The 17,170-nt window shown below is 64.9% G+C and carries 17 protein-coding genes and 1 tRNA gene; 13 read left to right on the plus strand and 5 right to left on the minus strand.

The features are described 5' to 3' along the window. The 4 genes from VL752_RS18160 to VL752_RS18175 form a co-directional block, all read left to right on the plus strand. A partial coding sequence (locus tag VL752_RS18160; RefSeq protein WP_325357324.1) for an ABC transporter permease occupies positions 1 to 961 on the plus strand: 961 nt, incomplete at its 5' end. Beyond that, positions 954 to 1,826: an ABC transporter permease gene (locus VL752_RS18165; RefSeq protein ID WP_325357326.1), complete on the plus strand. Its 873-nt coding sequence runs from the start codon at positions 954 to 956 to the stop codon at positions 1,824 to 1,826. The genes VL752_RS18160 and VL752_RS18165, both read left to right, overlap by 8 nt. After that, on the plus strand, positions 1,823 to 3,625 hold the full coding sequence (locus VL752_RS18170; protein ID WP_325357328.1) for an ABC transporter ATP-binding protein: 1,803 nt from the start codon (positions 1,823 to 1,825) through the stop codon (positions 3,623 to 3,625). The genes VL752_RS18165 and VL752_RS18170 overlap by 4 nt, the downstream gene beginning before the upstream one ends. Positions 3,626 to 3,757: 132 nt before the next feature. Beyond that, positions 3,758 to 4,168, plus strand: a complete 411-nt coding sequence (locus VL752_RS18175) for an ExbD/TolR family protein (protein WP_325357330.1) — start codon at positions 3,758 to 3,760, stop codon at positions 4,166 to 4,168. A gap of 95 nt (positions 4,169 to 4,263) precedes the next feature. Here the strand turns inward: VL752_RS18175 and VL752_RS18180 are convergent, their stop codons facing one another. The 3 genes from VL752_RS18180 to VL752_RS18190 form a co-directional block, all read right to left on the minus strand. Further along, positions 4,264 to 4,428 carry a hypothetical protein gene (locus tag VL752_RS18180; protein WP_325357332.1) on the minus strand — a complete coding sequence of 55 codons (165 nt, stop codon included), beginning with the start codon at positions 4,426 to 4,428 and terminating at the stop codon, positions 4,264 to 4,266. A 240-nt stretch (positions 4,429 to 4,668) separates the two neighbouring features. Next, positions 4,669 to 4,995, minus strand: a complete 327-nt coding sequence (locus tag VL752_RS18185) for a non-heme iron oxygenase ferredoxin subunit (RefSeq protein WP_325357334.1) — start codon at positions 4,993 to 4,995, stop codon at positions 4,669 to 4,671. A 23-nt stretch (positions 4,996 to 5,018) separates the two neighbouring features. Next, positions 5,019 to 6,215 carry an NAD(P)/FAD-dependent oxidoreductase gene (locus VL752_RS18190; RefSeq protein ID WP_325357336.1) on the minus strand — a complete coding sequence of 399 codons (1,197 nt, stop codon included), beginning with the start codon at positions 6,213 to 6,215 and terminating at the stop codon, positions 5,019 to 5,021. A 94-nt stretch (positions 6,216 to 6,309) separates the two neighbouring features. Here VL752_RS18190 and VL752_RS18195 point away from each other — a divergent pair, with 94 nt between their 5' ends. The 7 genes from VL752_RS18195 to VL752_RS18225 all read left to right on the plus strand — a co-directional run bounded on the left by VL752_RS18195 (position 6,310) and on the right by VL752_RS18225 (position 14,351). Beyond that, positions 6,310 to 7,740, plus strand: a complete 1,431-nt coding sequence (locus tag VL752_RS18195) for a PLP-dependent aminotransferase family protein (protein ID WP_325357338.1) — start codon at positions 6,310 to 6,312, stop codon at positions 7,738 to 7,740. A 108-nt stretch (positions 7,741 to 7,848) separates the two neighbouring features. Continuing rightward, the gene (locus VL752_RS18200) at positions 7,849 to 9,156 is read left to right on the plus strand and encodes an MFS transporter (protein ID WP_325357340.1); all 1,308 of its coding nucleotides are present in this window, start codon (positions 7,849 to 7,851) and stop codon (positions 9,154 to 9,156) included. Positions 9,157 to 9,250: 94 nt separating this feature from the next. Then, a complete protein-coding gene (locus VL752_RS18205) occupies positions 9,251 to 10,366 on the plus strand; it encodes an amidohydrolase family protein (protein ID WP_325357342.1) in 1,116 nt (371 codons plus the stop codon). 52 nt (positions 10,367 to 10,418) lie between these two features. Further along, entirely contained in the window at positions 10,419 to 11,765 is a 1,347-nt protein-coding gene (locus VL752_RS18210; RefSeq protein WP_325357344.1) for an MFS transporter, read from the plus strand. After that, positions 11,762 to 12,826, plus strand: coding sequence for an amidohydrolase family protein (locus tag VL752_RS18215; protein WP_325357347.1), 1,065 nt, complete (start codon positions 11,762 to 11,764; stop codon positions 12,824 to 12,826). The genes VL752_RS18210 and VL752_RS18215 overlap by 4 nt, the downstream gene beginning before the upstream one ends. Next, complete coding sequence (locus VL752_RS18220; protein ID WP_325357349.1) at positions 12,823 to 13,941, plus strand: amidohydrolase family protein; 1,119 nt, start codon at positions 12,823 to 12,825, stop codon at positions 13,939 to 13,941. Before VL752_RS18215 ends, VL752_RS18220 begins: the two co-directional genes overlap by 4 nt. Further along, positions 13,938 to 14,351 carry a Rieske (2Fe-2S) protein gene (locus tag VL752_RS18225; protein WP_325357351.1) on the plus strand — a complete coding sequence of 138 codons (414 nt, stop codon included), beginning with the start codon at positions 13,938 to 13,940 and terminating at the stop codon, positions 14,349 to 14,351. The genes VL752_RS18220 and VL752_RS18225 overlap by 4 nt, the downstream gene beginning before the upstream one ends. 608 nt (positions 14,352 to 14,959) lie before the next feature. Here the strand turns inward: VL752_RS18225 and VL752_RS18230 are convergent. Both VL752_RS18230 and VL752_RS18235 read right to left on the minus strand, forming a co-directional pair. Continuing rightward, positions 14,960 to 15,035, minus strand: a tRNA-Glu gene (locus tag VL752_RS18230). Positions 15,036 to 15,139: 104 nt separating this feature from the next. Beyond that, complete coding sequence (locus VL752_RS18235; RefSeq protein ID WP_325357353.1) at positions 15,140 to 15,484, minus strand: hypothetical protein; 345 nt, start codon at positions 15,482 to 15,484, stop codon at positions 15,140 to 15,142. On the opposite strand from VL752_RS18235, the gene VL752_RS18240 reads away from it, so the two are divergent. Next, complete coding sequence (locus tag VL752_RS18240; RefSeq protein ID WP_325357355.1) at positions 15,469 to 16,452, plus strand: RluA family pseudouridine synthase; 984 nt, start codon at positions 15,469 to 15,471, stop codon at positions 16,450 to 16,452. The genes VL752_RS18235 and VL752_RS18240 overlap by 16 nt on opposite strands. Positions 16,453 to 16,696: 244 nt before the next feature. Continuing rightward, positions 16,697 to 17,170, plus strand: a 474-nt coding sequence (locus tag VL752_RS18245; protein WP_325357357.1) for an RNA polymerase factor sigma-32, incomplete at its 3' end; no start/stop codon positions are given.

A 17,170-nucleotide genomic window follows, 5' to 3' on the forward strand; every position in this document is an offset into this window, starting at 1 on the left:
CAAAATCATGATCCGCATGATCACGACCCGCCTGGCCTCCTCGTCGCTGTCCATCGTCATCCTGGTGACTTTGGTCTTCGTCATGGCGCATCTCACGCCCGGCGGCCCGGCCTATTCCATTCTCGGCATGAAGGCGACCGCGTCTTCCGTCGCGCAACTCAACGCCAGGCTCGGCCTCGACGCGCCGCTCTGGAAGCAATACGCCATCTGGTGGTGGCATTTGCTGCATGGCCAGCTCGGCTATTCCTATTTGCTGAACCGTCCGGTCGGGCAATTGCTCTGGCAATATGAGCGGAACACGCTGGTGTTCTACATCTCCGCCATCGTCATCAGCACCGCGTTATCGATCGGCCTTGGCCTGTTGCAGGGTGTGTATTACGGGCGCTGGCCGGCGAAACTCATCAGCGCGTTGCAACTCGGATTTTACGCGTTGCCGCCCTTCTTCGTCGCGGCCATGCTCGTGCTCTGGTTCGCCGTACAGCTCCCGTTGTTTCCGGCCAGCGGCATCACCGATTTGCGCGCGGCGCACCCGTCAATCGGCGCCTACATCGCGCATTTGGCGCTGCCGGTCACCACCATCACCTTGCTCACCGTCGCCTCGCTGTCGCGCTATTTCGGTGAAGCGGTGCGCGAGGAATTGGGCAAGGACTATGTGCGGACGGCGATGGCGAAAGGTGTCAGCTTCCCTTCCATCCTGTTCCGCCATGTGCTGCGCAACGCGCTGCGCCCGCTGGTGACGATGATCGGCCTCTCCTTCCCCTACATCTTCACCGGCGGCGTGATCGTCGAATCCGTTTTCAACTATCCTGGCCTTGGCTGGCTGATGTGGCGTTCGGCGCTGTCGCAGGATTATCCGGTCCTGATCGCCATCGTGCTGATCATCGGCCTGCTCACCGTCATCGGCAATCTGCTCGCCGACCTGGTGAACGGCCTGTTGGACCCGAGGGCAAGCTATGAGTGAACAAATCATTCCCGCGCAGGGCCTGCCGGCGGCGCCGCTGGGAAGCTGGGTCGCGTGGATAACGCAGCGTTCCACACTGGTCGCCGGCCTGGCGATCGCCGGGCTGATCCTCTTCATCGGCTTCGTCGCGCCGTTTTTATATCCGCCCGATCCGTTCGCGATCCATCCGGATCATGCGCTGCAGGCGCCGAGCTGGGCGTTTCCGCTCGGCGCCGACGAGCTCGGCCGGGACGAGCTCGCCTTGTTGCTTTCCGGCGGCTTCGCCACGCTAGTGGTGGCGCTGCCGGCGGCGGCCTTGGCCTTCATTGTGGGCATCGCCTACGGGCTTACGGCCGGGCTCGGCCCCGCTTGGGCGGACCGGGTGATGATGCGTCTGCTGGATGCCATTCTGGCGCTGCCCAGCCTGATCATTCTGATCTTCTTCGCGTCGCTGGTCACGCTGAATGACACCAGCCTGATTTTGCTGCTCGGCCTCATTTCTTGGCCCGGCCTCGCGCGCTTGGTGCGCAACGAGACGCGCGCGCAGCGCGGGCGCGATTTCGTGCTTGCCGCCGAGCAGCTCGGCGGCGGACGCTTCTATATCGCCCGTATGCATCTGGTGCGGGTGATGGCGCCGGTGCTGGTGGTGAACGGCACCTTCATGATCGGCGATTCGATCTTTGCCTTCTCCGCCTTGAGTTTTCTCGGCCTCGGCGTGCAGCCGCCGCAGGTGAGCTGGGGCAGCCTGTTGGAATCCGCCCTCGATATCATCGCCCTCGACCCGTGGTGGCTGATCCTGCCGCCCGGCCTGCTGGTGTTCGGCGCGCTGCTGGCGGCCTCGCTCACCGGCCAGGGATTATTGCAGCGTTGGGGTAACGGACGATGAGCGATGTGCTGAAACTCGAGAATTTGTCGGTCTCGCTGCCGCGCGGCCGCGCCGGCAATGTGGCGATTCTCGATGAGCTGAACCTCACCATCGGCGCCGGCGAAATGCTGGCGCTGGTCGGCGAGAGCGGGTCCGGCAAGACCATCGCCGCATTATCGGTGATGCGCCTGCTGCCACGGGGCGCGCGGGTGCAGGGCAGCATTCAGCTGGCCGGCACCGAGCTGACCGCGCTGGATGACCGGGCGATGCGCGGCGTGCGCGGCCGCGATGTCGGCATGGTGTTCCAGAACCCGCTGGCGGCACTCAACCCATCACGCACGGTGGCGGCGCAAATTCAGGAAGCCTGGCGCGTGCACAAGGGCGGAAGCATTCGCGCTGCGCGGGCGCGGGCGCTGGACCTGATGGGCGAGGTCGGCATCCCCCAACCGGCGCAGCGGCTGGACGATTATCCGCACCAATTCTCCGGCGGCATGCGCCAGCGCGTGATGATCGCCATGGCGCTGGCCTGCGCGCCGAAACTGCTGATCGCCGACGAACCGACCACCGGCCTCGACCCGCTGATCGCCCGGCAGATCATGCAATTGATCGCCAGGCTGCGGCGCGAACACGCGATGGGCGTGCTGTTCGTCACCCATGATCTTTCCGTGGTGGAGGAACACGCCGATGCGATCCACGTGCTGTACGCCGGGCGCAGCGTGGAGTTCGGCGGCGCCCGGCAATTTTTCGCGCATCCGCGCCACCCCTACAGCGCGGCGCTCCTGAACTCGGTGGCGCGCCTCGGCCAGGCGCGGCTGCAGAACATTCCGGGCCAGCTGCCGGAGCCGGAAGCGCGACCGGCGGGCTGCCGCTTTGCGCCGCGCTGCGCCTACCATCAGCCGGCCTGCGATGCCGCCTATCCGGCGCTCATCGCCAATGGCGGCACCGCCGCGGCTTGCCTGTTCCCGTTGCCGGCCGGGGGCGTCCTCCAAGCGGCGCCGCTCGCCAAGCCGGCCGGCCGCAACTACGCGCCGCAGCTCGAAGTTCAAGACCTCTCGGTGCGCTATGAAGAGGCGGGCGGCTGGTTCGGCGCCGGCGGCAAACAGCCGCCCACGCTGCAGGATGTGGCATTCTCGCTGGGCAAGGGCGAATGCCTGGGCGTGGTGGGGGAAAGCGGGTCCGGTAAATCGACTTTGGGCCGTGCCGTGCTCCAGATGATCCCCTACGGCGGCCACGTGCTGCTGGACGGGCATGATCTGGCAGGGTTGCACGGGCCCAAGCGGCGGGCGCAACGCCGGCGTCTTCAGGTGGTGTTCCAGGACCCGCGGGAATCGATGAATCCGCGCCTGCGCATCGGCGACATCGTGGCCGAGCCGCTGCGGCTGCAGGGGCGGATCAGCCAGGCGGAAACACGCCGCCGGGTGGCAGCACTGCTCGGCCGGGTCGGGCTGAACCCGGAACTGGCCCTGCGCCTGCCGAGCGCCGTCTCAGGCGGTCAGGCGCAGCGCATCGCCATCGCCCGCGCTTTGGCGGCCGAGCCGGAGGTGATCGTGCTCGACGAGCCGACCTCGGCGCTCGACGTCTCGACCCAGGCGATGCTGCTGAATTTGCTCAAGGATCTCGGACAGAGCGACGCGTTGTCCTATATTCTCATCAGTCATGATTTCGCCGTGGTGAGCTACATGGCGGACCGGATCGCGGTGCTCAACGCGGGGCGTATCGTCGAGATGAATGAGACGGCCCGACTGATCGAGGCCCCGCAGCACCGTTACACCGCGGCCTTGATCGAAGCAGCGCCGCAACTACGTTCACGTTCCCGTTAGGAGTTAAGGACCTTGGAACAATTCGGCAGACCAATCATTCTCACAGGCGGGCGGCTGGCGCATGGCAAGGGCATTGACGGTGCGGCCGCACCGCGCCCGGTCATGCCGCGCCTCGGCGCGGGAGTTTAAGCCGTGCGCAGACGTCGCGACTCGCTGGCGCGGGAGAAGCCTCGCCTGGAAATCGTGCCGATGATCGACATCATGATGTTCCTTCTGGTGTTCTTCGTGATGATCGTGCTGCGGATGATCCCCGATTCAGGCGTGACCTTGTCGCTGCCCGGCGCCTCCACCGCCCAGCCTCTGCCGCATACCCAGGTCGTGATCGTCATCGACGCCCAGGGCAATCTGCATGTGAAGGACCAGGTGATGAGCTCGGATGCGCTGGAGACCTACCTCCAGGGCGTAAAGGCCGGCAACGACACCGACGTGATCATCGCCGGCGATAAGGGCACGAGGCTGCAACAGTTGATGAATGTGATGGACCTGACCCGCAAGGCCGGCATCACCAATATCGGCATCGCCACCAACAATCAGGGGTCTTGAAGCACAACACTGGCGAATTCAGCGGAGGTAGACATCCAAAAGCAGCGACTCCACCGTGATGAAATAGCCGCTTCATTTGAGATTCTTACTCGGTTTCAGGCGAAATCCGTGCTTTGCGTGACCGCTTCCCAGCGGTCGATTTCCTCGATCACGGCGTCCAGCTTTTCGCGTGCACGGCGTAGAGCGTCCGATCCCACAAGGAGTGCCGCACTGGCCGGTGCGGCTGGTTCCGGGCCAAATCGGCCGAATGTAGAAAACAAACCGCAGTATCCCCGAACCTTTGTCTGGCATCAGCGGTAAGTGTTTGCTCCGTCACCTCTTTTCCGGCGGGCCCAAATTTTGGGAGAAGCTACGAGCACAGCATTGGAGATGAAGGAGCCGTGTGGGGTCGACCGGGTAGCTGCTCTTCACAACACATGCGCCGGTGGCGTGCAGATAAGCGGCAACGGGGACGAAACTGCCGTTCCGAAAACACGTCTCAAACGACCCTCCGACCGAATTCAAGCGGGCAGGCTCACCTCAATCCGGCCGTCGACGATGCGGATTGGGTAGGTTTTCACGTCGCAGGTCGCGGGCTCGCACATCGCCTTGCCGGTGCGGACGTCAAACTGCGCGCCGTGCAGCGGGCATTCCACCACCTCGCCGTCCAACCAGCCATCGGTCAACAAGGCGTAGGCGTGGCTGCAGATATTGTCCGTGCAGAACAGCTCGCCCTCGATGTTGTAAAGCGCGAGCTGGTGCGTGCCGACATCATGCGCGGCCATCTCCCCCGGCTGCACATCGCCCTCCATGCCCACGGCGTGCCATTGATCGACGGTTTCAGTCACGATTTGCTCCTTGTCTGCGCGGTTCAGGGGGCGAAAACGGCCGATTCGGGCCGCATAAAGGTCAACGGCGCGCCGTTGCGCACGGCACGTTTGAGCATCGAGGCGTCCCGCCCACGGTTGATCGCGATGCCACCGACGATCCTCTCGTTGCCATCGACGCTTACCATCGTCCAGGCCTTGGAAGCCGGGTCGCCGAGAATCTCGTGCCGCGCGGCGTGATCCGGCAGGCCGATCATCTGAATATTGGCATCGAACTGGTCGGACCAAAGCCAGGGCACTTCATCGAAGGTCTCAGCTCCCCCGCACATGTTGCGTGCGGCGATGGCCCCCTGCTCGCCCGAGGATTTCCAGGATTCAATTCGCAGTCGCCCTCCACCCGCAACCGGATGGGACGTCACCTCGCCGGCGGCAAAAATCGCGGGATCAGCGGTGCCGCAAAACGCATCGACTACGATGCCATCCGCGACGTCGAGCCCCGCTTCGGCCGCCAGTTCTGCGTTCGGCACCACGCCGATGCCGGCAATCACGACATCCGCGAGCAGCGTCCACTCAGCGCCATTGAGGCGCGTGCGGTCACCTTCGCGGCGCATCGTATCAACGCCGGCCGAAAGGCGGATATCCACACCTTCCCTTTCGTGCAGGCCCTGAACCCAGATGCTCACCTCCTCCGGCATTGCCCGGGCGAGCAGGCGGGGCAAGGCCTCCAGCACCGTCACCCGGCAGCCGCGGGCGATCGCGGCGGCCGCCACTTCGAGGCCGATAAAGCCGCCGCCGATCACGGCGACCTGCCGGCCGGCGACCAGCCTGTCGCGCAGGCGCAGCGAATCCTCCAACGTGCGAAGATAGTGGATTTCCGCGTCCCCGGCGATCCGCGCGGGCAGGCGCCGCGGGCGGGAGCCGGTGGCGAGCAGCAAGGCATCGTAGGCGAAGATGCGGCCATCCTCGGCTTCCACGCGCCGCCCGACGCGGTCGATTCTGATAATTTTTGTTTTAGGGCAATATGTTATGCCTGATTTTTCATACCCGGCCGCGCCGTTCAGCACGATGCCGCCCGCCTCCTTCGTGCCGTTCAGGATCTCCTTGGAGAGCGGCGGGCGGTCATAGGGCAGGCCGTCTTCGTCCTCGAGGAGATGGATCGCGGCGCCAGGCGCACACTTGGCGAGCTCCAGGGCCGCCCGGTGGCCGGCGAGCCCGCCGCCGATGATCACGTAACGCTGCATTTCCCCTCCAGGTACACCGCCGTTCCGGTTGCTTTCCCACAGGTCCTGCTGTTCTGATAGGGACAGTCACGCAGGAAGGCTGTTAGTACAAGCAATGCGGCGCTATGAGCAGGTGGTCTCCAATATACGCCGTCGGATCGAGGCGGGCACGCTCAAGCCGGGCGAACGCCTGCCCTCGGTGCGCGCGCTCAGCGGGCTGACGGGCTTCTCGATGGTCACGGTCCATCACGCCTATGTGCTGCTGGAGGGCGAGGGGCTGATCGAGGCGCGGCCGCGCACGGGCTTCTTCGTCACGCATCAGGCCCGGACGCTCGACACCTTCCCCGATGCCCCGGCGGCGGGGACCGACCGGCCGAGCGCCCCGGTGCCGATCGACAGCCTCAATTTCCGCGTGATGGCCTCCTGGCACAACAAGGACCAGGAAGCTTTCGGGGCGGTATACCCGAGCGGGGACATTTTCCCGCGCCGCAAGATCAACCAGACGCTCCGCCAGGTGCTCCTGCGCGATCCTGAACGCGCGCCCGAGACCGACGCCCCGGAGGGAGATCCGCTGCTGCGTGAGATCATCGCGCGCCGCGCTGCCCAGCGGGGCATCATCGTCCGCCCGCGGGACGTGCTGATCACCGGCGGCGGGCTGCAGGGGCTCGATATCTGCGTCGGCGCGATCACCAAGCCGGGAGACACGGTGCTGGTGGAAACCCCCACCTTCTTTCCGTTGCTCGATACGCTCCGCAGGCGGCATTTGCTCGCGCTCGAGATCTATTCTCACCCGAAAACGGGGATCGATCCGGACCAGTTCGCGCATTTGCTAGAGCGCAACCAGGTCGCCGCCTGCCTGCTCATGCCGGTCAACCATTATCCCACCGGCGTGACCTACACCGAAGAGACGATGCGCCAGATCGTGCGCCTGGCGAGCGCCCGGCGCGTGCCGATCATCGAGAACGACATCTTCGGCAGCCTGTCCTATGCGACCGAGTTCACGCCCTCGCTCAAAACCTTCGATGCGGACGGCACCGTGATCCAGTTCTCGAGCCTACCGGGCCTCTCCTCCTCCGGCTACGGCATCGGCTGGATTGTGAGCGAACAATTCTACAACATGCTGCTCGAACAGAAATTCTTCACCAATCTCTTCGCCGGTGACGGGCCGTTGCAGCGCGCCGCCGCCGAATATATCGCCGGCGGGCATTACGACCGGCCGTTGCGCGGCATCCGCGACACGCTCGCCCAGCGGATGCAACGCGGGCTCGGCCTCATCGCCGGGCTGCTGCCCAAGGATTGCGCGGTCTCCCGGCCTTCCGGCGGGTTCGTTTGCTGGGTGCGCGGGCCACAGGGCTTCGATGCGACCTCCGCCTCCCGCCAGGCGCTTCAGGCCAATATCAGCCTCGCGCCGGGGCCGATGTTCTCTCCCGCCGCCTCCTTCCGCAACTTCCTCGCGCTCAATTTCTCCTTCGAATGGACGGCCGAGCGGATCGAGAAGCTGAAGGCGATTGCCAACCTGATGCACCCCAACGCATCTCTGTACTGACCGCCTGTACTGATCGTGTTTACCCAGGCCTGACCCTAACAAGACAAGGCGGTTTCGGGCCTTATGCCCCGCGAGCTTAAAAATAAGCCGCTCCGGGGGAACCAAGACATGACCATACCAAGGCCATCGTCGCGCCTGCGCACAATCCAGTGGGTGTCGATCGTGCTCGTCACGCTCGTGATCACCATCAACTATATCGACCGCTCGACGCTTGCGGTCGGCAATCTCCTGATTCGCAAGGCATTCGGCCTGAACGCGACTGAAATCGGCGCGCTCCAATCCGCTTGGTCCCTGTCCTACGCCTTCGTGCAGATTCCGGTGGGTTTCATGCTGGACCGGCTGGGCCCGCGCTACCTCGTGGGCGGCGCGCTGATCGTGTGGTCCCTGGCGCAGGGCGCGGGCGGGCTCGCAATGACCTATGCCCAGCTATTATGGACGCGCATCGGCCTCGGCATCGCCGAATCCCCCGCCTACCCGGCCGGCGTGCGCATCACGAGCGACTGGTTCCACGCCCGCGAGCGCGGCTCGCCCACCGGCCTCTACAACTCCGCCGGCAATATCGGCCCCGCCATCGCGCCGCCTTTGCTCACCGCCCTGATGCTCGCCTTCGGCTGGCGGGCGATGTTCGTGACCATGGGCGCGGTCGGCATCGTGGGTTCGCTCATCTGGTTCCTGCTCTATCGCAACCCGCACAAGACGGCGCTGAGCGAGAACGACATGGCCTATCTGGCGGAGAACCGGTTGGCGACGACGCCCGTAAGCGCGGAGCAATGGAGCAAACTTTTCGGCTTTCGCACGACCTGGGCGCTGATCCTGCTCGCCTTCTGCATGGGCTACTCGATCTGGATGTATCAGACCTGGATCCCCGGCTACCTGGAAATGGCCCAGCATATCAGCATCAAGCGGACCGGCATCCTCGCCTCCGTGCCGCTGGTCTGCGGCATCGTGGGGTGCTGGGTGGGCGGCTGGTTCTCCGATGCCCTCGGCCGCTGGGGCATGAGCCTCGTGGGCAGCCGCAAGGCGCCCTGCATTGTGGGGATGCTGCTGAGCGGGTTCTTCACCGCCATCACCACTCAGGCCGCCACCGCGACCCAGGCCGTGGTGCTGATCTCGCTCTCCGTGTTCTTCCTGATGGTGAGCGTCTCCGGCAAATGGGCGCTGACCACCGCCGCCGCCCCGCAATCCTATTGCACCTCTCTCGCCGGCCTGATGAATTTCGGCGGCTATATCGGCGGCACGGTCTCGCCCATCGCCACCGGCTTCGTGGTGGATACCACCGGCTCTTTCGTGATTGCGTTCGCGATCGGCGCCGCGCTCACCTTGGTGGGCGCCGTGATCCTGATGGTGCTGCTCCGCGCGCCGATCACATCCGAGGACCTCGTCAGCCCGGAACTCGTGCCGGGAACCGCCGATTGAGCCTGAGTGTACTGCTGATGTTTCCCCGGAACTGGGCCTATCAGAACAGCGGCGAAGAAGCGTTAGATCGAGACAATAATAAGGAGTGCCCAGGATGAACGTCCAAACCGCCGCCCCGAAAGCCATCGCCGCCCCGGCCGCGAGCCAATTCGCGATCGCGGATTGCGACATCCATCACAGCCCGCGGGACTTCAGGATGCTCTATCCTTACATGGAGGCGCGCTGGCGCGAGCATATGGACCGTTTCGGCCATTATTCCCGCCAGGGCAATTTCAGCGGCCCTCAATACCCCAAGAGCCAGCCGGACGCCTCCCGCCGGGATGCCTGGCCACCGGGGGGCGGCCGCCCGGGCAGCAATCTCGATTTCATGCGCACCCACCATCTCGACGCCAACAACATCGCGCTCGGCGTACTGGCGATGATCCGCCCCCACCCGGGCGGCATGCCGAACCTCGATCTCAGCGCCGCCCTTTGCCGTGGCATCAACGATTGGCAGGTGGCGGAATGGACCGCATGCGAGCCGCGTCTGAAGGCCTCCATCGTCGTGCCCTACGAGGATGCCGCCGCTTCGGTCGCCGAGATCGAGCGGCTCGCGGGCTCGCCGCATTTCGTCCAGGTGCTGCTGCTCTCACGCACCGCCGAGCCGCTCGGCAACCGGCGCTACTGGCCGATCTATGAGGCCGCCGCCGCCGCCGGGCTTCCCATCGGCATTCATGCCTTCGGCAATGGCGGCCAGCCCACCAGCAGCAGCGGCTGGAGCAGCCACTACATCGAGGATATGATCGGCCATTCCCAGTCCTGCCAGGCGCTCGTCGCCTCGATGGTGCTGGAGGGCGTATTTGCCCGCATCCCCAAGCTCAAGGTGGTGCTGATCGAGGCGGGCTTCGCCTGGATGCCTTCGCTGGCCTGGCGGCTCGACCGCGTGCAGGCGGCGCTGAGGAGCGAGACCCCGCACCTCACCCGGCCGCCGAGCGACTATATCCGCGAGCATTTCTGGCTCACCACGCAGCCGATGGAGGAGCCCGAACCCTCCGCTCATCTGCGCGATGCCATCGACTGGATCGGGCTCGACCGGCTGCTGTTCGCCACCGACTACCCGCATTGGGACTATGACGACCCGCGCACGGCACTGCCGCTCCGCCTCACACCGGCCGAGCAGGAAGCCTTCCTCGTCGGCAACGCGCGGAGGCTCTACACGCCCGGCCCATAGCGGCCAGGGAAGACGCCTACCCAGAAATCACAAAATACCGGGGGACCAGTCCATGACGAGCGACATCGCGGCGCAGGCCGAAAGCGGTTTCAAACGCCGTTGGGCCCATATCGTGCCGATCGTGTTCATTCTGTACACGATCGCGTATCTGGACCGCGTCAATGTCGGCATGGCGCTGCCGAGCGTGAGCAAGGATCTCGCCCTCTCCCCCACCCAGGCCGGCTTCGTGGGCGGCATCTTTTTCTGGGGCTATGTGGTCAGCTTCCTCTCCGCCGGATGGCTCGCCAACCGCTTCGGAGCGAAGCGGGTGATCCTTGTCGCGCTTTTCTTCTGGGGAATGTTCGCGATGGGCTCCGGGCTCGCGCAGACCTACCACCAGCTTCTGGCCATGCGCGTGATGCTCGGCCTTTCCGAGGGGCCGATCTGGTCCTCCGTCGCCGCACTCCTCACGCAATGGTTCCTGAAGGACGAGCGCGCGCGGGCGTTCGGCTGCTGGAATCTCAGCATCCCCGCCGGCGCCTTGCTGTCCGGCCCGATCTCCGGCCTCGTGCTGAGCTACACCAATTGGCATGTGATGTTCGCGCTGGAGGGGCTGCCGGCCTGGATCGGGGCGGTGATCTGGTGGCGGATGATCCCGCCCGGGCCGGCGAGCGCCGCGTGGCTGCCGGCCTCCGAGCGTACCCATCTGCTTGCCGGTCTCACGCGCGAGGATGAGCGCTTCCGCGCGCTCGGCCCCACGGACTGGCACGGCATGTTCCGCCACCCCGCGCTTTATTTCCTGCTGGGGGCGAACTGCTTCAACAACCTCGTGCAATACGGCTTCGCCCTCTGGCTGCCCACGGCGATCAAGGACGCGAGCGCGTTCAGGATCGGCAGCGTGGGCGTGCTCAGCGCGATTCCCTATATCGCCGCCGGCATCGGCATCGTCGCCGCCACCCTGAGTTCGGACCGGATGCGCGAACGCCGCCTGCACGCCGCCGTGCCGCTGATCTCGGCCGGCGTGCTGCTCTACCTCGCCTCTCATGCGGTGAGCATGGGGATCGCGATCACGATGGTGCTCTTCACGCTGAGCGGCTTCTTTCTGTTCATGACGCTGCCGCTGCTCAATGTCATCATGACGGACGTTCTGCCCCGCACCCAGGCGGTGGCCGCCATTTCCTTCACCGGCGGCATCTCCAACCTGTTCGGCGGCACGGTGGGGCCCACGCTGGTGGGTTGGCTCAAGGCGCAGACAGGGGATTTCTCGCTCGCCTTCAGCGTGCTCGGCGGGCTCGGCGTGCTGGGCGGGCTGCTGGTGCTCGCGATACGCGTGCCACGCGGCGCCCCCGTGGGCAGCGAGGCCGGGGCCGCGGTGGGAAGATTTAAATTGCTGGCTGAAAGAGGAGGAATAGACGAATGATCGAAGCAGGCGCGATTGACTGCGACATCCATCCCACGGTGCCTAATCTCAAGGCGCTACTGCCCTACATGAACGACCACTGGCGGGAGATGGTGATCACCCGCGGCATGGATGAGCTGAACTCCATCAGCTACCCGACGCACTCGCCCATCACGGCGCGGGCGGATTGGAAGCCGGCGGAGGGCAAGCCCGCTTCCACGCTCGCCAGGGTGCAGGCCGAGTGCCTCGATCCGTTCCGCACGTCGATCGCGATCTGCAATTGCCTCTATGGCGTGCAACTCCTCTTCAGCGAGGACATGGCGAGCGCCTTCTCCCGCGCGGTGAACGAGTGGATGGCCCGTGAATGGCTCGATAAGGATGCCAGGCTGCGCGCCAGCATCATCGTGCAGACACAGAACGTGGAAATGGCGGTCGACGAGATCGAGCGCTGCGCCGCGGATCCGCGCTTCGTGCAGATCCTCCTGCTGGCCAGCGGCGATCATCCACTCGGCAAGCGCATGTACTGGCCGATCTATGCGGCCGCCGAGCGCCACAACCTCGCCATCGGCATCCATGCCGGCAGCAACTACCACAACCCGCCCACCGCCGTCGGCTGGCCGAGCTACTACACGGAGGATTATGTCGCCCAGGCGCAAGCCTTCCAGACCCAGCTCACCTCCATGGTGTGCGAAGGCGTGTTCTCCCGCTACGGCCATCTCAAGGTCGTGCTGCTGGAATCGGGCTGGACATGGCTGCCCGCACATCTCTGGCGGCTGACGAAATACTGGCGCGGCCTGCGCATGGAAATCCCCTGGGTGGACCGCTCCCCCACCGAAATCGTCAAAAGCAATGTCCGCCTTTCTCTGACCCCCACCGATGCACCGCCCGACAAAGCCGGACTCGAGAAAATCATCGAACACATGCAGTCCGACGAATTGCTGCTCTTCTCGACGGATTACCCGCACGGCCAGTTCGAGGGCATGGGCGTGATCCCCGAGGGGTTGTCCGCCGACCTGGTCCGCAAGATCATGGTCGATAACCCGCGTGCCACGTATTCAAGACTTCTGGAGACCGTGTCATGAATGTCGAAAACCATCCGCTTCCCGGCCCCGTCCCCACCGGGGCGAAATCGAGCCGAACCGCGATCGCCGATTGCGACATCCATCCCGTCCGCAGCCAGCCGAACGCGTTCGACCCATGGCTGCCCGCGCGCTGGCGCGCGCATTTGCAAACCTACGGCGCCGGCCGCAGGCTCGGGATGCAGGCCGGGCCCGCCTACCCCAAGAGCCAACCCAACGCGGCGCGGCGCGATGCGGTTCCGCCCGAGGGCGGGCCGCCGGGCAGCAGCCTCGCTTTCATGCAGGCCCAGCACCTCGACCCGAACAACGTCGCCCTCGGCATCCTCAATCCGTTGCAGACCGGGCAAGGCATCGCGAACCCGGAATTGTCGGCGGCGATCTGCCACGCGACGAACCAGTGGCAGGTCGCGGAGTGGACGAGCAAGGACAAGCGGCTACGCGCCTCCGTGCTCGTGCCCTACGAATTCACCGAAGCCGCCGCGGCCGAAATTCGCCACTGGGCCGGACATAAGGATTTCGCCCAGGTCCTGGTGCTCTCGCGCACGGGCGAACCGCTCGGCAACCGCCGCTACTGGCCGATCTACGAAGCGGCGTGCGAGGCGGGCCTGCCCGTCGCCGTCCATGCCTTTGGCTATGGCGGCGCGCCGATCAGCAGCACCGGCTGGCCGAGCCACTATATCGAGGAGATGACCGGTCACGCCCAGAGCTGCCAGGCCGGCCTCGCCAGCATGGTGATCGAGGGCATCTTCGAGCGTTTTCCCACGCTCAAGGTGGTGATGGTGGAGGCGGGTTTCGCCTGGGCACCGGCCTTCGGCTGGCGGCTCGACAAGGTCTGGGAACAGCTCCGCACCGAAACCCCGCATCTCAGACGCAAGCCGAGCGAATATCTCCGCGAGCATGTGTGGTGGACCAGCCAGCCCATGGAAGAGCCGGAGCCGCGCACGCATTTGCTCGACACCATCGACTGGATGGGCTGGGACCGCGTGCTCTTCGCGACCGACTATCCGCATTGGGATTTCGACGACCCCGCACTCGCCCTTGCCGTGCCGATAACGGACGCCCAACGCAAATCCTTCTTCCTTGAGAACGCGAAGAATCTTTATGGAGTGCAGGCATGAGCCGCCACGTCGTCGCCCCCACCAACGAGATTCCGCCCGGCACCCGGAAGCTCTTCACCATCAAAGGGCGCCCGATCGCCATCTTCAACCTGGACGGTGATTATTTCGGCATGTTCAACCGTTGCCCCCACCAAGGCGGCAGCCTCTGCCACGGCACCGTCACCGGCCTCGTGGAATCGGCCACGCCCGGCGAATATATTTATAGCCGCAAGGGCGAGATCGTCCGGTGCCCCTGGCACGGCTGGGAATTCGACATCCGCACCGGCAAATCCTACTGCGACCCGGACCGCATCAAGACGCGCTCTTACACGGTGGAAACCGCCGAGGGTGCGAAAGTGGTGGAAGGCCCCTACGTTGCCGAGACCGTGCCAGTGCGCGTGGAGGAAAACTACATCGTCGTCGAGATGTGACGAGCCCGGTATAAGTCAGGCGACGACAAGCTGGTCTTGATCCCGGAGTGCTTCAAGAATCGGGCCCGCGGACAGGCCCGACAGCATGATTGGCAGCTCCTGCAACCGCCCCGAAACTCATGGAGCTAAGGGGCGGACTGCACCATTGGGTCGAGATGTTTTGAGCACGCCGCTTTCGGCGCTGCCGGCAATGCGGGTAAGGTAACCGCAACAATCCTCAACTCGAAGCGCCCCGCCGCGCGGGTTTTCCTTGTCACGTAGGAAATCGGCAAACGCCTTAATGTCAGGGCGCCGGATTTCGGCACACGGCCTGCTGCCGATGAGTGCGCTCCAGGCATCAAACGCCTGATTATAGCTCCAGACCGTTTTCCGGCTTACCCCTGGCCTGTCGTCAAAAAACGACTGCCGCAGGCTATCCCATGCCGGGGAGGTCAGCTCCGATAATGGCCGCGATATCCACCAGCATCCGGATCCGAAAATAGTACCTGCTGCCCCGTCTTTCGATGTATGAACAACCCGACATTTGGCGTCCCGCTATGACATAAAGCGATGTCACGTCACCAGGACGACACAAAATAAATCGTGGTTTTTCAATTGGTTGCAGATAATGGCGTCCCGTAGGGGATTCGAACCCCTGTCGCCGCCGTGAAAGGGCAGTGTCCTGGGCCTCTAGACGAACGGGACGAGGCAGGAGGCCATTAAGCCAGGGGCCAAATTAATTCAACCCACCAAGGTGCGTATTTCTGCGTATTTCTTCCGCTCCTGGCGCCGGGGGCCGCCCCGCAGGCTCAGTGCGGCCCGCTCAACACCTCGCGGCTCTGCCCGCTGGCGGGGTCGACCAGCAGCAGCCGGTCGCCTTGCGGCCCGCTGACCCACACCGCGATTCGCCCGCCGGCCCCGGCGATCCCGGCAATATGCTCGCCCGGCGCCAGAACCGCCGCCACCGGGCTGGCCGGCTGCGCCGGGGCTGCGGGCGCCGCCAGCGGGGCGGCCATCGACGGCGCATCGTTCCTGGCATAAAGGCGGTGAATGACCGTGCCGATGACCACCGCCGTGCCAATAACGATCAGCACGCCCAGTATCCCGACCAACGCCTTCAACCCCCGTAAATCGCCCTGTGGCTGATCCTGCATCCCCGCTCCTCATAGACCTGACCGCCACCTCCGATGATGGCGGCGTCCGGCTCGACAAATTCCTGGCCGAGCGCATCGGCACCATCTCCCGCTCCCGCGTCAAGTCTCTGATCCTGGAAGGAAGGCTCAGCCGCGACGGCGCTGTCACCACCGACGTGTCCGCCACGGTGCAGCCCGGCGCCGCCTACCGGCTGCGCCTGCCGCCGCCCGACCCGGCGACGCCGCAGGGCGAAGAGATCCCGCTGGCCATTCTCTATGAAGACGATGCCCTGCTGGTGCTGGACAAGCCGGCCGGGCTGGTGGTGCACCCCGCCCCCGGCAACCCTGACGGCACCCTGGTCAACGCCCTCATCGCCCATTGCGGCGACAGCCTCACCGGCATCGGCGGCGAACGCCGGCCCGGCATCGTGCACCGGCTGGACAAGGACACGTCCGGCGTGATGGTGGTGGCCAAGACCGAACTCGCCCACACGCGCCTCTCCGCCGCATTCGCCAGCCGCGACCTCGACCGCGAATATAAGGCGATCTGCTGGGGCGTGCCCAACCCTGCCCGCGGCGCCATCGAGGGCGATATCGGCCGCGACCCGCGCGACCGCAAGCGCATGGCCGTGGTCACCCGCAATGGCAAGCCGGCGCTAACCAATTATCGAATAGTTCGTAACTACGGCACCGCGGCATCCCTCGTCGCGCTGCGCCTGGGCACCGGCCGCACGCACCAGATCCGCGTCCACATGGCATATATCGGCCATCCGCTCCTGGGGGATTCGGTCTATCTGCGCCGCCGTCCTTCCGTGGCCAAAACCCTCCCCCCGCAGGCACTCGGGTTGGCGCTGGATTTCCCCCGACAGGCCTTACACGCTGAAATGCTTGGCTTTTTTCACCCCATCACCGGCGTGAAGCTCAGCTTCTCGGCTCCGCCGCCGGCGGATTTCCGGGAACTGGAAGCCGCCCTCGACACATGCGTGTGAAACAGGACTGGTATTGTCCTAATTTCATTGACCCTGCGCGGCGGCCGCCCATAGAGTGTCGCCAACGTGTCGCTCCAACCCGCATCTCTAACCGGCTTATTACGGCCTTTTAAGCGGCGTACCCGGCTCGGGGTGCTACAGAAGTCGGGTCTGGACGACAACCTTGGTTTGCATCGCGTTTCGTCGCGCTCGCGGCTCTTTCCGATCGTTGCGAAATTCGATCTTTTTTGGGAGTTTCCACCTCATGGCCTCCAATGTTTCATCCCCGGCCCCTGATGCCAGCCTCACCCGGTATATGCAGGAAATCCGCAAATATCCGATGCTGGCGCACGAGGAGGAAGAACGCCTGGCGCGCGCCTGGCGTGACAACGGGGACCAGGACGCGGCGCATGCACTGGTCAATTCACATTTGCGGCTGGTGGCGAAAATCGCCATGGGCTATCGCGGCTACGGACTGCCGATCGGCGAACTGATCTCCGAAGGCAATGTCGGCATGATGCAGGCAGTCAAACGCTTCGACCCCGACCGTGGCTTCCGCCTATCGACTTATGCAATGTGGTGGATCCGTGCCGCCATCCAGGAATATATCCTGCATTCCTGGTCGCTGGTGAAAATGGGCACCACCGCCGCGCAAAAGAAGCTGTTCTTCAACCTGCGCCGGCTGAAAGGACAAATGCAGGCGATCGACGACGGCGATCTGAAGCCCGACCAGGTCGCC

It is taken from the genome of Acidisoma sp. (genome assembly GCF_035492295.1).
Lineage (GTDB): Bacteria > Pseudomonadota > Alphaproteobacteria > Acetobacterales > Acetobacteraceae > Acidisoma.

Coding starts and splice junctions, on each gene's coding strand:
- VL752_RS18165 (WP_325357326.1), top strand. CDS start 954: ATGAGTGAACAAATCATTCCCGCGCAGGGCCTGCCGGCGGCGCCGCTG.
- VL752_RS18170 (WP_325357328.1), top strand. CDS start 1,823: ATGAGCGATGTGCTGAAACTCGAGAATTTGTCGGTCTCGCTGCCGCGC.
- VL752_RS18190 (WP_325357336.1), bottom strand. CDS start 6,215: ATGCAGCGTTACGTGATCATCGGCGGCGGGCTCGCCGGCCACCGGGCG.
- VL752_RS18195 (WP_325357338.1), top strand. CDS start 6,310: ATGCGGCGCTATGAGCAGGTGGTCTCCAATATACGCCGTCGGATCGAG.
- VL752_RS18200 (WP_325357340.1), top strand. CDS start 7,849: ATGACCATACCAAGGCCATCGTCGCGCCTGCGCACAATCCAGTGGGTG.
- VL752_RS18205 (WP_325357342.1), top strand. CDS start 9,251: ATGAACGTCCAAACCGCCGCCCCGAAAGCCATCGCCGCCCCGGCCGCG.
- VL752_RS18210 (WP_325357344.1), top strand. CDS start 10,419: ATGACGAGCGACATCGCGGCGCAGGCCGAAAGCGGTTTCAAACGCCGT.
- VL752_RS18215 (WP_325357347.1), top strand. CDS start 11,762: ATGATCGAAGCAGGCGCGATTGACTGCGACATCCATCCCACGGTGCCT.
- VL752_RS18220 (WP_325357349.1), top strand. CDS start 12,823: ATGAATGTCGAAAACCATCCGCTTCCCGGCCCCGTCCCCACCGGGGCG.
- VL752_RS18225 (WP_325357351.1), top strand. CDS start 13,938: ATGAGCCGCCACGTCGTCGCCCCCACCAACGAGATTCCGCCCGGCACC.
- VL752_RS18235 (WP_325357353.1), bottom strand. CDS start 15,484: ATGCAGGATCAGCCACAGGGCGATTTACGGGGGTTGAAGGCGTTGGTC.